General features: G+C 72.2%; 10 protein-coding genes. 3 read left to right on the top strand and 7 right to left on the bottom strand.

Translation table 11 applies throughout. The annotated features are described in order from the left end of the window. Positions 1–229: hypothetical protein (locus VFC33_13445; GenBank protein HZR14239.1), on the top strand; the 229-nt coding region annotated here is incomplete at its 5' end. Here the strand turns inward: VFC33_13445 and VFC33_13440 are convergent. Next, the gene (locus VFC33_13440; protein HZR14238.1) at positions 223–1,713 is read right to left on the bottom strand and encodes a PQQ-binding-like beta-propeller repeat protein; all 1,491 of its coding nucleotides are present in this window, start codon (positions 1,711–1,713) and stop codon (positions 223–225) included. The genes VFC33_13445 and VFC33_13440 overlap by 7 nt on opposite strands. A 291-nt stretch (positions 1,714–2,004) precedes the next feature. On the opposite strand from VFC33_13440, the gene VFC33_13435 reads away from it, so the two are divergent. Further along, positions 2,005–2,511, top strand: coding sequence for an SIMPL domain-containing protein (locus tag VFC33_13435; protein HZR14237.1), 507 nt, complete (start codon positions 2,005–2,007; stop codon positions 2,509–2,511). A 94-nt stretch (positions 2,512–2,605) separates the two neighbouring features. On the opposite strand, the gene VFC33_13430 is transcribed toward VFC33_13435, so the two are convergent. The 4 genes from VFC33_13430 to VFC33_13415 form a co-directional block, all read right to left on the bottom strand. Further along, positions 2,606–3,973: an FAD-binding oxidoreductase gene (locus VFC33_13430; GenBank protein ID HZR14236.1), complete on the bottom strand. Its 1,368-nt coding sequence runs from the start codon at positions 3,971–3,973 to the stop codon at positions 2,606–2,608. 84 nt (positions 3,974–4,057) lie between these two features. Continuing rightward, the gene (locus VFC33_13425; GenBank protein HZR14235.1) at positions 4,058–7,150 is read right to left on the bottom strand and encodes an AAA family ATPase; all 3,093 of its coding nucleotides are present in this window, start codon (positions 7,148–7,150) and stop codon (positions 4,058–4,060) included. A gap of 88 nt (positions 7,151–7,238) precedes the next feature. Next, entirely contained in the window at positions 7,239–8,636 is a 1,398-nt protein-coding gene (locus tag VFC33_13420) for a DUF1254 domain-containing protein (GenBank protein ID HZR14234.1), read from the bottom strand. Then, positions 8,633–9,796: a serine hydrolase domain-containing protein gene (locus VFC33_13415; GenBank protein HZR14233.1), complete on the bottom strand. Its 1,164-nt coding sequence runs from the start codon at positions 9,794–9,796 to the stop codon at positions 8,633–8,635. Before VFC33_13415 ends, VFC33_13420 begins: the two co-directional genes overlap by 4 nt. Before the next feature lie 89 nt (positions 9,797–9,885). On the opposite strand from VFC33_13415, the gene VFC33_13410 reads away from it, so the two are divergent. After that, complete coding sequence (locus VFC33_13410; GenBank protein ID HZR14232.1) at positions 9,886–10,944, top strand: LacI family DNA-binding transcriptional regulator; 1,059 nt, start codon at positions 9,886–9,888, stop codon at positions 10,942–10,944. A 67-nt stretch (positions 10,945–11,011) separates the two neighbouring features. Here VFC33_13410 and VFC33_13405 read toward each other — a convergent pair whose 3' ends face one another. Then, the gene (locus VFC33_13405; protein HZR14231.1) at positions 11,012–11,413 is read right to left on the bottom strand and encodes an ATP-binding protein; all 402 of its coding nucleotides are present in this window, start codon (positions 11,411–11,413) and stop codon (positions 11,012–11,014) included. Positions 11,414–11,465: 52 nt separating this feature from the next. Beyond that, a complete protein-coding gene (locus tag VFC33_13400) occupies positions 11,466–12,377 on the bottom strand; it encodes a helix-turn-helix domain-containing protein (protein HZR14230.1) in 912 nt (303 codons plus the stop codon). Positions 12,378–12,497: the final 120 nt, after the last annotated feature.

The raw sequence follows: 12,497 nt of genomic DNA, 5'->3' as shown, positions 1-12,497 counted from the left end.
GGGCTACAGCATCCTCTTGCCCTTCGCGTTCACGCAGCGACTCTCGCTGCACAACTGGCGCTACCTCGACGCTCGTTACCTCGCGTTCAGCGTCGCCTTCGGACTCAGCGCCGCGTGGCTGCTCGCCGCGAGCACGGTTGCCGGTCCGCGGCGATCATGTGTCTCGTGCGAGGCGCGCAGACGCCGGCATGCCGAGCGCTCGCTACGACCTTGCGGTGGTCGCTACTGACCCCACTTGACGATCGCCGACGTGCTCGCCGCGAGGATCGCCCCGTTCTCGATCACGGGTTGCGCGAACTCTCCCGCGTTCGTGCCGTCCTCGAGGTGGCGCAGCACGCTGGGCGGCTTCGTCGTGTCGATGACGAACACACCGTTCTGGTGACTGGTCGAGCTCACGTAGAGCTGGCCGCCCGCGATGACGAGGAGCCCGTTGGCGTTCAACGACGCCGGTCCCAGGACGGTGGACGGGAGCGCGAGCTCGAACGGCGTACCGCCGACCGACACGAGTGCTCCGGTCGCGGGGTCGAGCTCGCGGACCGATCCCGCGGCCGCGGTGCCGCCCTGCGGCGCCCACACACCCGGCGCGGACTGCGTCCACGTTCCGCCCGTCGTGGTCGCGTTGCTGACCACGAACAGGTGGGTCCCGTCGAACACGCCGCCGCCCGAGACCGACCCGCTTCCGCCGCCGGTCGGGTCACGCGTTCCCACCATCGCCTGCCACACCTCGACGCCGGTGTCGCGGCGGTAGACGCGGAACCACCCGTCCTTGTGCGTCGCGCCGACGAGGGCGCGCGTGCCGTCGGTGAACAGGATCGGGCTGGACGCGTAGTCGGGGTCGCCCGTCTGGTCCGGTGCGGGGGCCTTCCAACTCAACGCGCCGGTGCTGCCGTTCAGCTTCAGCAGGCTGCCCTGCTCGAAGCCGTTCTGCGTGTTGGGATGTGCGGTCCCGGTCGCGTCGCTCGTCGAGCCGGTCGTCACGTACACGTCGCCGTTCGAGTCGACGGCTGCGTCGTACCAGTCGCCGGCGCCGACATATCCGTCGGGGATCGTCTTGTGGATCCACAGCAGATTGCCGGTCGCGGCGTCGTAGGCGCGCACCTGGCCCTGCACGAACGGCACGTCGCAGTTCGACGACACACCGATGATGACCTTGCCGTTCGCGACCGTCGGGCTGGACCACGCGTACACGTCGTTCGCGGTCGTGGACGGGACCATGACGAGGCTTCGCCACAAGGTCGACCCGTCGCTCGCCTTGAGCTTGTAGAGGTAGCCGTCGGGAGCGTGGAAGTAGAGGACTGTCGTGTTGTTCTCGTTGCGCACGACGACGCTCGACACGATCCCGAGGGGCATCGTGCAGGTCAGCACCGGCTCGTAGCCCATGAACCGCGACCACAGCACCGTGCCGTCGGACTCGCGGATCGCGTGCAGGCACCCGTAGTCCGACCCTTCGTAGATCACGCCGTTGGACGTGACCGGCGTCGCGAACCAACCGAACCCCGACGACTGGCCGTTGCACGCAGGTGCCGCGAGACGCCACTTCATCGTGAGCGTCGAGACGTTCGACGCCGTGATACCGCTGTCGGTGGTCGTGCTGCCGTGGCTCGCGTCGAAGAGCCGGCCCGTCCAGTCGATCCCGCAACCGGTCAGCAACACGGCAGCGGAGAACGCGCTCACCAGGACGCGCAGGACCTTGCGATCTGCGTGCAGTCTCATGGGTCACCCTGCCCATCGCTCGCGTGAAGAGGAGCCAGGACCCATTCTTGCCCAGCCCCGCACTGCGAGTCCCGGCCGTACACACGATCCCGCCGCGACCGGGCACGCGTCCCCGCTGAGCGGGCGGCCCGAGGCGTTAGCGTGCCGCCGTGAACGACGCGGAGCGTGTGATCGCGGTGGCCGGCGAGGGGTCGGCGCTCGGCGTCCCGGACCGTTGCCTGATCTCGCTCGTGGTGACGGCGATGCGGGACTCCGCGTCCGACGCGATCGCCGCCGTCGCGCAGCTCGCCGATGCAGTCGTCGGTGCGGTCCACCGGTCGGGTGTGCCCACCGAGAACGTGCGGACACAGAGCCTCGCCGTGCAGGACTGGTTCGAACCAGGCGCAAGGACGCGTGACGGCGCGCGTCGGGACCTACGGGGTGCTCGTCTCCGATCGCCGCATCGACGAGGTGAGTGGCCTCTTGAACGCCGTCGTCGTTGCGGGCGGGGACGCGGTGACGATCCAGGGCATCCGGCTGTCCGTCTCGGATACGGCTCCACTCCACGCGGCCGCGCGGCGGGATGCGGTGCAGGACGCCCGGATCAAGGCCGAGCAGCTCGCGAAGGCGAGTGGCGTGCGTCTCGGTCCCGTCCTCGCGGTCGAAGAGGGCCTCGACGGTGGCGGGCAACCGTTCGCGCCGGCCTTCGTGGCGCGACGCCACGCCGCGTCCGCCGCGGCGGCACCGATGCCGATCGAGCCCGGGAGCCAGGCCGTGCGCGTGCGGGTCGTGATGACGTTCGCGATCGCCGCGGACTGAGCACCCTCGACGAACAACACGCGACGGGCCCCACCCGGGCGGCGGTGCGCGTTCGGTCGTCCGCTCGCGTCGCCGCCCGGACGAGGCCTCCTGCTCACGGGCGGATGTTCTGGTTGAGGTGGAACAGGTTCCCCGGGTCCCACGTGCGCTTCACGTCGACGAGCCGCGCGTAGTTCGGGCCGTAGTTCGCCTCGACGCGCCCGGCGTCGTCGGAGGCCATGAAGTTCACGTAGCCGCCCTCCGTCCCCGAGTACGGGTGGATCGCGGCGTAGTAGTCCTTCACCCACTTCGTGTTCGCGGCGTTGTCGGCCGGGTCGGGCCACATGCCCGCGATCACCGCGGCGAACTGCGCGTCGCGGTGACCGAACGCCGTCTCGGTCGCGCCGACGCGGTGCACGGCGCCGTTGATCGGATAGAGGTGCATCGTCGAGTTGACGACCGGCGTGCGCGCGCCGTGCTCGACGTGCGCGGCGATCGCCTCGTCGGTCAGCGCGTTGACGAAGTCCGCCTTCCAGTAGTGCTGCAAGCCGCGTGGCACCAGCGCGTCGAACGCCGAGTTCAGCGCCGGGTACGGCATCGGCGCGACGTGCTCGGCCTTGACCTCGGCGACGTCGTGCAGCGGCTTCAGGACGCGGTCCGCTTCGTCGATCGGCCCCGTCCAACACGTCACGAGCGCGCAGAACAGGTCGCCGTGACGGTCTTCCGGGATGAACGGCAACGGCGGCGCGATCTGCCACGCGAAGAAGCAGCCGAACTGCTCGGGCGCGTCGGCGATGTAGTCGCGGAAGAACGCGAGGACGGCCGGCGCGTCGGCGGGCTCGTAGAACATCGGACCGCCGACGATCGTCGAGACATCGTGCAACTGGAACTCGAGCGACGTCGCGACACCGAAGTTCCCGCCGCCGCCGCGCAGCGCCCACAGCAGGTCCTCGTTCTCGTAGTCGCTCGCCTTCACCAGACGACCGTCCGCGGTCACGACGTCGGCCGACACGAGGTTGTCGATGGACAGGCCGCACCCGCGCGCGAGATGGCCGATGCCGCCGCCCAGGGTCAGGCCCCCGACGCCGGTCGTCGAGATGACCCCGCCCGTCGTCGCGAGCCCGAACGCGTGCGTCGCGTGGTCGAAGGCGCCCCACGTCGCGCCGCCGCCCGCACGTGCGGTCTTGCGCGCGGGGTCGACGCGGACGTTGGCGAGCAGGCTGAGGTCGGCGACGACGCCGCCGTCGGATGTGCCGAAGCCAGGAACGCTGTGTCCGCCGCCGCGCACCGCGAGATCGAGACCGTTCTCGCGCGCGTGGTCGACGGCGGCGATCACGTCGGCCGCGTCGACGCAGCGAACGATGACCGCGGGGCGGCGGTCGTGCATGCCGTTGTGCACCATGCGGTGCTCGTCGTAACCGGGGTCGCCAGGCGTGATCACCTCGCCCCGTGTGCGCTCCCGGAGCGCGTCGATGGTGGTCATCGCGGGATCTCCTCTCGTCTCGCCGGGCGCCGCGCCCGGTCGACGACCACCGTGACGGCGCCGCCGTTCCGGAACCGTTCCCCGTCAGGCGCCGGTCGGGGAACGCTTCGGGAGCGTCGCGAGCCGATCGCGCGCCTGGCGCGCGAACCAGGCCGCTCCCTGGCTCGTCGCCCGTTCGAGCGCGCTCGTCAGCGTGTCACGAGCCGATCGGTCGTCGCCCGACGCGACCAGCAGGTCGGCGTCGACGACGAGGAGCGCGGCGTCCGCGTAGTGCTGGTCGTGCCGGACGCCCCACGCGAGGGCCTCGTGGACGACCGCCCGCCCTGCCTCGGGTCGTCCGTAGCGGGCGTACGCGCGGGCGAGCAGCGTGAGCCCGTAGGTGAAGTGCAGCGACTGGGTCGCGTTGCGCCACCCGTCGACCGCACGCTGGATCGCGCGCAGCCCGGTGCCGTCACCGCGCTCCAGCTCGACCCATGCCCTCAGCAGACGGTCGAGTGACAGGAAGTACGCGAACTCGCCGTAGCGCCCGAAGATTTCGTCGCTCTTCGCGACCAGGTCAGCGGCGACGTCGAGCTCGCCCCGCTCGATCGCGCCGATCGCGGCAAAGAGCACGACATAGGCGAGGGTCGGCGGATGGTCGAGGCGCTCGGCGTACTCGACCGCCCGCGCGACGAGCGCAACCGACTCGTCCCGGTCGCCCTGCCACAGCCGGGTCAGGGCCAAGCGGCAGAGACAGACGGCCAGCGGGTCCTGCGCGAAGCGGCGGATGTGCTCGCGCGACGCGTCGTCCCGGTATGCCGCGACCGCCGCCTCGAGGTGCTCGCGCGAGGCCGCGAAGTTGGCCCGCCAGAACTCGCTCACGCCGACGACGTAGTGACCCTCGACCAGCGCGACCGGGTCGGCCGGCGATGCGGCGAGCGTCTCGTAGCCGAGCGCGGCGGAGCGCGCGAAGTCGCAGCGCGAGATGACGGCGAGGGCGAGGCCGCGCAAGATCGCGGGATCCACGACGCCGCGCGAGCGCCGGCAGACCGCCGCGCCTCGTTCGTACGCCGCCATCGTGCGGTCGGATCCGTAGCCCGTCCGCACCGAGAGCGAGGTGCCCCGCGCCACGCACAGCTCGACCTCGAGCTCGTCGCGGTCGCGACCTGGTGCGAGATCGGCCAGGAGCTCCAGCGCGCGGTCGAGGCACTCGATCGCGTCGTCGAGCGCCGAGATCTCGACGTCGTACTCGGCGGCGCGCCGGTATGCGGCGACCGCTCGGTCGGGCAGCCTGGCAGCCCTGTAGTGCGCGGCGAGCGTCGCGCTGACGGGCGCGAGGTCGCGCTCGTGCTCGGCGGCGATCGCGTCCGCGACGCCGCGATGGAGGCGTCGGCGCCGGGCGGGGCTGATCGTGCCGTAGAGCACCTCGCGGAGCTTGTCGTGCGTGAAGTCGTAGCCCTGGTGGTGCTCGCGGATGATCTGGCGCAGCCAGAGCTCGTCGAGACCGCTCACGAGGTCGTCGTCGGATGCGCCGCTCGCCCGGGCGAGCAGGGTCGGCTCGAACTCGCGTCCCATCGTGGCCGCGACCTCCGCGAGATCCCGTGCGCGCGTCGACAGCCGTGCGAGGCGCGCCGTGATGACTGCGTGGATCGTCGGCGGGAGGGCGCGCCGGTCGTCGTCGAAGCTGTCGGCGCGCGCGAGCTCGACCGCGAACAGCGGGCTTCCCTCGGTCTCGGCCCAGACCCGGCGGGCAGTCGCCGACCCGATGGCACGACCCGAGACCTCGCTCGCGACCCGCAGCGTGTCGTCGAACGACAGCCGACCGAGACGGATCTCCGTCCCGCGTCCCTCGCGGACGAGGCCGGTGAGCAGCGCGCGCAGCGCGGGTCGCGCGACGACCTCTTCGTCGCGAACGGTGCACGCGATCATCAGCGGCGCGTCGCGCGCGGCCGGGACGAGATACCCGAGGAGCTCGAGCGTGTCGTCGTCGCACCACTGCAGGTCGTCGAGCACGAGCAGCAGCGGCGTGCCGGCCGAGGTCAGCGCGTGGACGAGGGCGTCCAGGAGGATCCGCCTGCCCGTCGTGCCGGCGTCCGCGGGCGCGAGGTCGTCGCCGTCGGGGCTGCGCAGCTCGGGGACGAGCCGCGCGATCTGCCGCCGCCACACGTCGGCGAGGCGCGAGACGCGGGCTTGGAGCGCGCTGCTGCGCAGCCAGTCGACGACCGGTCCCCACGGCATGACGGCGGTTGTCTCGTACGCGCGCGTGCGCGCGGTCGCGGCGCCGTCGGCTGCGATGGCTCGCTCGAGCTCGGCGACGAGGCGCGTCTTGCCGATCCCCGGCTCACCCGTGACGGCGAGGAGGGCGGGCTCGCCGGCGGCGCACCGGTCCCACAGCGCTCGTGCGGTCGCGAGCTCGTCCGCTCGTCCAACGAGCGTCGCGGTCGTCGTGCGCGACGAGAGGGGAGCGATGGTCACCGTGGGAGCGCGGCCGCGCGCGTCGCGGATCTGCTCGTACAGCGCGACCGTCTCGGCCTCGGGCGCCACACCGAGCTGCTGCTCGAGCACCTCGACGCACCGGTGGTACGCGCGCACGGCATCGGTTCGGTCGCCGAGTGCCGAGGACGCCCGCATGCACGCGCGGTGACCGGCCTCGCGGAGCGGGTCGATCGCGACGAGCGCGCGTGCGTACCGGAGGGCGCCCGGGGCGTCGTCGGCCTCGAGTGCGGCGGTCGCCGCGGCGTCGAGGAGGTCGCAGGTGGCGATCCGCAAGACGTCGCGCTCGCGCAGGAGCCAGTCGTCGTAGCACCCGGGCAGGAGGTCGCCGCGATAGAGCGTGACGACCGTGTCGGCGTCTCCGGCGTCGAGGGCCGCGCGCAGGGCGATCACGTCGACGTACGCCGGCGCGCCTTCGCGCCACCGAAGCACGCCACGATCGAGCTGCATGACGTCGTCGAGCGCCGGCAGCGCGGAGCGCGCGTCGTGCAGCAGCTTGCGGAGGTTCGTGCGCGCTTGCGCGTCGGTCGAGTCGGGCCAGAGGTCGAACGCGAGCTTGGCGCGGTCGACCGCACCGCTCGGCGCGATCGCGACGCGCGCGAACAGGCGCAGGACGCGCGGCACCGAGAGCGCGTCCGCCGGTCGCCCGTCGAACGTGACCGAGCCCTCACCGAGGAGGCGGACCTCGAGGCCGACGGGAGTCACCGGCGGGCCGTTGTCCACCGCCGCCGTTCCACACCACCAGTGTGTCGTCTTCGCGCCGGGGCGTGCAGCGGGCTCGCTCCCCGCGGTCTCAGCGCACGCGCGTCACGATCGGATAGCGGTACGTCCCGTCGAAGACGGCGCGGTCGGGGAGGTAGAGGCGCATCGAGAGGTAGAACGGCCCGGTCGGCGCGGGCAGCCAGTTCGCCTCGTGTCCCGGTGGGGGATCGTGCTGCACGTACACGTCGAGTGAGCCGCCCGGTCCGTACTGCAACCCGGCGGTGCGGTCGCCGATCGCGTACCGGTCGATCGGGTTCGCGACGAAGAAGCTGTCGGGCCCGTACAACGTGATCGACCAGAACGCCTTGACGGGGGGCAGCCGGCCGGCGTCGAAGTGGACGACATAGTCGTGCGCGCCGTCGTAGGCCTCGCCCGCGGTGTCGCCGGTCGAGTGCGCGTAGACGGCCTCGGCGGGGATGTTCGCGCCCCAGCCGATCTTCGCGACGACGGCCCGCTGCAAGGCGTCGTGGTCGTAGGTGCCCACGTCCGTGCTGGTCACCCAGCCGTTGCTCGAGTGCGCCGCGTGCGCGCCGGCATCCCTGATGCGTCGCTCACCCGCGGAGACCGCGCTCGTGAGCGCGTCGCGGACGGTCGCGTCGTGCACGTGCGTGCTCGGGTGGCGTCCTGGTCCGATGCCGAGCTTCGCGAAGCTCGCGAGCGTCGCGCGCTCGCGCGGGTCGACGGGCGGGTTGATGGCGAGCGCGTCGCCGAGCTCGTCGAAGAACCGGATGCCGGCGGCCGCGACTGACTGCGGCGTCCCCGCGGGCGTGCCGATCGGCGGCGGCGTGGGCGCGGGCGTCGTGTGCGTCACGCTCGACAACGGTTCCAGCGTGATCTGGCGGCCCAGCTCGTGCACGCGCGTGACGTCGGCATCGTCGGCGACGAGGAAGCGGCCGAGCATCAGGAGCTGTGGCGTCGGTGAGGCGATGCGCGTGATGCCGGCGGGGAGCGTGCCGTGCCAGCCCGGTGGGGTGATCGCCCAAGACCCCGCGCGGCCGCCCGTCGCCCGCGTGCCGACGTACGCGAACGAGTCCGTGTACGCGGAGAGGAACTGGAACACGTAGTAGCGGTCGGTGATCCGTGGCAGGGTCAGCACGTACGGCTCGCCACGCAGGTCGAGCGGCGCAACGGCGTAGAGCGTGTCCGTGTTCGGCGCCACGACCGTTCGTGTCGACACGTTCGACCGGGCCGGCTGGAACGTCAGGTGGTTGACCGGTGTCAGCCGCGCCAGCGACTGCAGCGTCCGTTCGGTGACGACGAGCGGATAGCCCCAGACGTACGCGTCGGTCGCGAGCTGCGTGTCGCTCTCGTGCGGTGCGGGCGTGCTCGGTCGCGGCGACGCCTTCGAGCTGGAGCCGGAGCACGACGCGACCGACGTCGACGTCAACGCGAGCGCAAGGAGCAGCGCCGGGATTCGCGTGCGGGTCACCGGTGTGCCTCCCTCACCGCCTCGGTGACGACCGTGCTCGCCTCCGCCGGCCCGAACGTCGGCGGCTTCGGCCGGGGCGTGCCCGTGCCCAGCCGTACGACGACCGTGCGCGACCCGGGGTCCACCTGCACCAACTGGTTGCCGAGCCCGAGCGCCCAGTACATCGACGCCGGCGCGCCGGGCGCGATCTGACCGTGCTCCGACGGTTGTTGAGCTTGATCGAGGCTTGTCGCGACGAGCGGGTTCGTGATCGCGCCTTCGTGGTTCAGCCACCACAGGAAGCCGTATCCCGCGTTGAGCGGCTGCGACGGCGCACCGGTCGCCGCCCGCACCCACGCGGCGGACACGACCTGCCGGTCACCCCAACGGCCGTCGTTCAGCATCAGCGTCCCGAAGCGCGCCATGTCGCGGCACGTCGAGCGGACGCCCTCGAACATCTGCGCGTTGCCGGCGCGGTCGCGTGTCATCGTCGTCTGGCTCATGCCGATCGGATCGAAGAGCCGTTGCTTCGCATACTGCACGACGTCCTCGCCTGTCGCCCGTTGCAGCACGCGTTGCAGCGTCTGGATCGCCGAGTTGTTGTAGGCCCACACGCGGCCGGGCGGCTCCGCCTGACCGAGCCCGATCGCGAACGCGGTGCGGTCGGGTGCCCGGAGCAGGTCGCGGTAGTCGATGGCCGGGCTCCACTGGCGACCCGAGTCGTTGCTCAGCAGGTCGCGGATCGTCACGCCCGCGGAGGGCGTCCCCTGCCATTCAATGATCCACCTCGACGCCGGGTCGTCGATCCGCAACCTGCCGTCGTCCTGCGCGATGCCGACGAGCGTGCTCGTGATCGACTTGGTCATCGAGTAGACGTCCTGGGCGCTCGACGCGTTCGTCCCGCGGAAGTACCACTCGCCCGCGATGCGACCCTCGCGCGTCACGACGAGGCAGTTCGAGCTCCCGCGCTGCGCGACCTGCGCGATGGCGTCGAGCTTCGCGCCGTCGAGCCCCGCGCTCGCCGGCGCGATCGTCTGCCACGCCGCGCCCGGCACGGTCGCCGCCGAGCTCGTCGACGCGGTCGTTGCGTGCTCGGATCCGCCGCCCGAGCACGCGACGCCGCCAACCGCAACCGCGACCGCGATGCTCACGACGAGGACGACCGACGGTGTCCGCCGCATCCGCTCTCCGGAACCCTCGACAACGATTTCCAACGACACGCTAACATCGCTCGACATCGTTTTCCAACGCGATGGGGAGGCCGACCGGGATGGTGGCGCAGCGAGCACGCCGACGGGGCCGCGCGACGATCCTCGACGTCGCCCGGGCCGCGGGCGTGACGCCGTCGACGGTCTCGAAGGCGTTGAACGCGGGCCAGGGCAGCGCGGACGTGCGTGCGCGCGTCGCCGCGGCCGCGGCCCGACTCGACTACCGGCCGGACCAGCGCGCCCGCGGCCTTCGTCGCGCCGAGTCACGGTCGATCGGTGTGCTCGTGCCGGACCTGGCGAACCCGGTGTTCCTCCCGTTCCTGCGAGGTGTCGAGTCGCTGGCACAAGAGCGCGGGTACGTCGTGCTGATCGCCGACGGACAGCGCTCGGGCGCGGTGCAGCGCGAGGCGGTCACACGACTGTTCGACCAGGGCGTGGACGGTCTCGTCCTGGGCGGTCCGTTCGAGCCCGACCTGTTCGACCGCTTCCTGGAGCACGGCGTTCCGGTCGCACCGCTGGTCCTCGACGCGCGAGGCCGGCGCGTCCGGCACTGGGAGGCCGGGGAGGCCGGCGCGACGGGTGAGATGGCGGACCGTCTCCTCGCGCTCGGTCACCGGCGCTTCGCGTTCGTCGGCGTTCCCACGCCGCGCGGCAGCTCGACGCGCGCCTACCGGCGCAGCCGCCTCGGCGTGCTGCGTGCGCGCGTCGAGGCACACGGTGGTCAGGTCGCGGTTGCGCGCGTCGATCCGACCCGCGGGTTCGCGGACGGACGGCGCGAGCTACGCGCGTTCCTCGCCGAGTCGGAGCCGACGGCGGCGATCTGCGGGAGCCACGTCCTCGTGCCGTGGACGCTCGTCGCGTTGCGGGACGCGCGCCTGCGCGTCCCGCGTGACGTGTCCGTCGTCGCGTACGGCGATTCCGACTGGGCGCTGGCCTACGGCACGGAGCTGAGCGTCGTCACCCGCGACCTCGCACGCGAGGGACGCGAGCTCGCGAGCAACCTCCTCGACGAGCTCGCCGGCGAGGCACGGGCCGCGCCGGTCGGGGTCGTCTCCCATTACATCGAACGGGGCTCGTGCGCGGCGGTCCCCACCACAAGGGTCGGCCGCTTCTCGTCCTGACCACGGCGACGCATGCGTCGTCGTATGAAGAGCCCCGCCGGGCGACCCGTCTCGACGTCGCGACGGGTCAGGACGCGGCGAGCTCGAACCAGACGACCTCGCCGTCGCCGCGGCGCTGCTCGAACCCCCAGCGCGTCGCGAGCGCGGTCACGAGCGCCAGCCCGAGCCCGCCCGGCTCGGGCGTGACCGGGTCGTGCAGCGGGTCGCTCGGTGAGACGCGCCGTGGCTCGTCGCTCGCGTCGGTGACCTCGACACGCAGGCACGGGCCGTCGCGCTCGACCGACAGCCGGAACCGGGTTCGCGCGTGCCGTACCGCGTTCGTGGCGAGCTCCGACGTCAGCAACGTCGCGACGTCGGTGAGGTCGTCCAAGCCGGCCGCGCGCAGCTCCGTCGTCACCGCGTGACGCGCCGTGCCGACACTCGTCGGGCAGGCGGGGAGCTCGGCGCGCAGCAGCAGTACCGGCGTCATGCGTGGACGTGTTCCCAGCGGCACCGGGCGGGAATCTCGACGCGCGGTGGCGTCACGCGTCGTGGCGGTTCCACGGGTCGCGGCCGCCGAGCGATGCCGTCAACGACGACGTCGCGTCGACGAGCCGGCGGGCGCAGTCCCGCAGCTCGCGCGCCGCGACGTCGGGGCGCATCAGGAACACCGCGAGCAGGAGGTCTGTGTGGGCGTCGGCGTCGAAGACGGGCGCGCACACGTGACTGACGGCGTACGTCGCGTCGCCGTCGACGTCGTCGGTCAGGTAGCGGATGTAGTCCTGCTGGGTGATCGTCGACATCATCTCCTCGACCACCTCCGCGTAGCGGCCCGGCAGGTCGTCGAGCAGCTGCGCGAGCCGCGAGTAGAGACCGAGGTTGAAGTCGCCGAGCGTCTCGACGAGGAAGCCCTGCCGGCGGCACGCCGCGACCACGGCGCGCAGCTCCGTGATCGCGGCGGTGTCAGTGGTCAACGGCGCGCTCGAGAGCCACGCGTCGACGCGCCGGTCGTCCTCCCATGCGACGAACATCACGCCCGACGGCGGCGCGAACGGGAACGTCTGGCCGGGCCTGACCGCAGGAGCGATCGCGTCGTCACCGACGCGGGCGAGCACGACGACGTCGTCGCCGATCACCGTCGACGCGGTGCACACCGCACCGAGCTCGTCGGCGAGCCTGCGCATCACGGGGCGCGCGACGCCGAGGGCGGCATGGCTGCGCTGCGCGGCGGTCCCCGCCGCGAGCAGGCCAGGGCCGAGGGAGTACGCCTTTGGCTCGCCGGCCCGCACGAGCCAACCGGCACCGCACAGCTCGTTGACGATCCCGAGGCACGTCGCCTTGCTGATGCCCGCAGCCCGGGCGAGCTCGGACAGCCCGAGGCGGGTCCCAGGGCGCGCGGCGAGCGCGTCGATGACGCTGACGACGCGCTGTGCGGGCGGCGAGCGGCGTTCCACGGCGGTGTTCCTTGACGGCGTCGCGGGGTTCCCCTACGGTCGACGTGCGGTTTGCTTATGAACCACAGCGTTGCACATCTGCACCGCACCCGCCAGCACCCCCCACCACGTCGCCCACGC

It is taken from the genome of Acidimicrobiia bacterium, assembly GCA_035651955.1.
In the GTDB taxonomy this organism is placed as follows: Bacteria; Actinomycetota; Acidimicrobiia; order IMCC26256; family JAMXLJ01; genus JAMXLJ01.
Note: the sequence above shows the minus strand (reverse complement) of the source record. Positions and strands in the feature narration are given on the sequence as shown.

Coding starts and splice junctions, on each gene's coding strand:
- VFC33_13440 (HZR14238.1), bottom strand. CDS start 1,713: ATGAGACTGCACGCAGATCGCAAGGTCCTGCGCGTCCTGGTGAGCGCG.
- VFC33_13435 (HZR14237.1), top strand. CDS start 2,005: ATGCAGTCGTCGGTGCGGTCCACCGGTCGGGTGTGCCCACCGAGAACG.
- VFC33_13430 (HZR14236.1), bottom strand. CDS start 3,973: ATGACCACCATCGACGCGCTCCGGGAGCGCACACGGGGCGAGGTGATC.
- VFC33_13415 (HZR14233.1), bottom strand. CDS start 9,796: ATGCGGCGGACACCGTCGGTCGTCCTCGTCGTGAGCATCGCGGTCGCG.
- VFC33_13410 (HZR14232.1), top strand. CDS start 9,886: ATGGTGGCGCAGCGAGCACGCCGACGGGGCCGCGCGACGATCCTCGAC.
- VFC33_13405 (HZR14231.1), bottom strand. CDS start 11,413: ATGACGCCGGTACTGCTGCTGCGCGCCGAGCTCCCCGCCTGCCCGACG.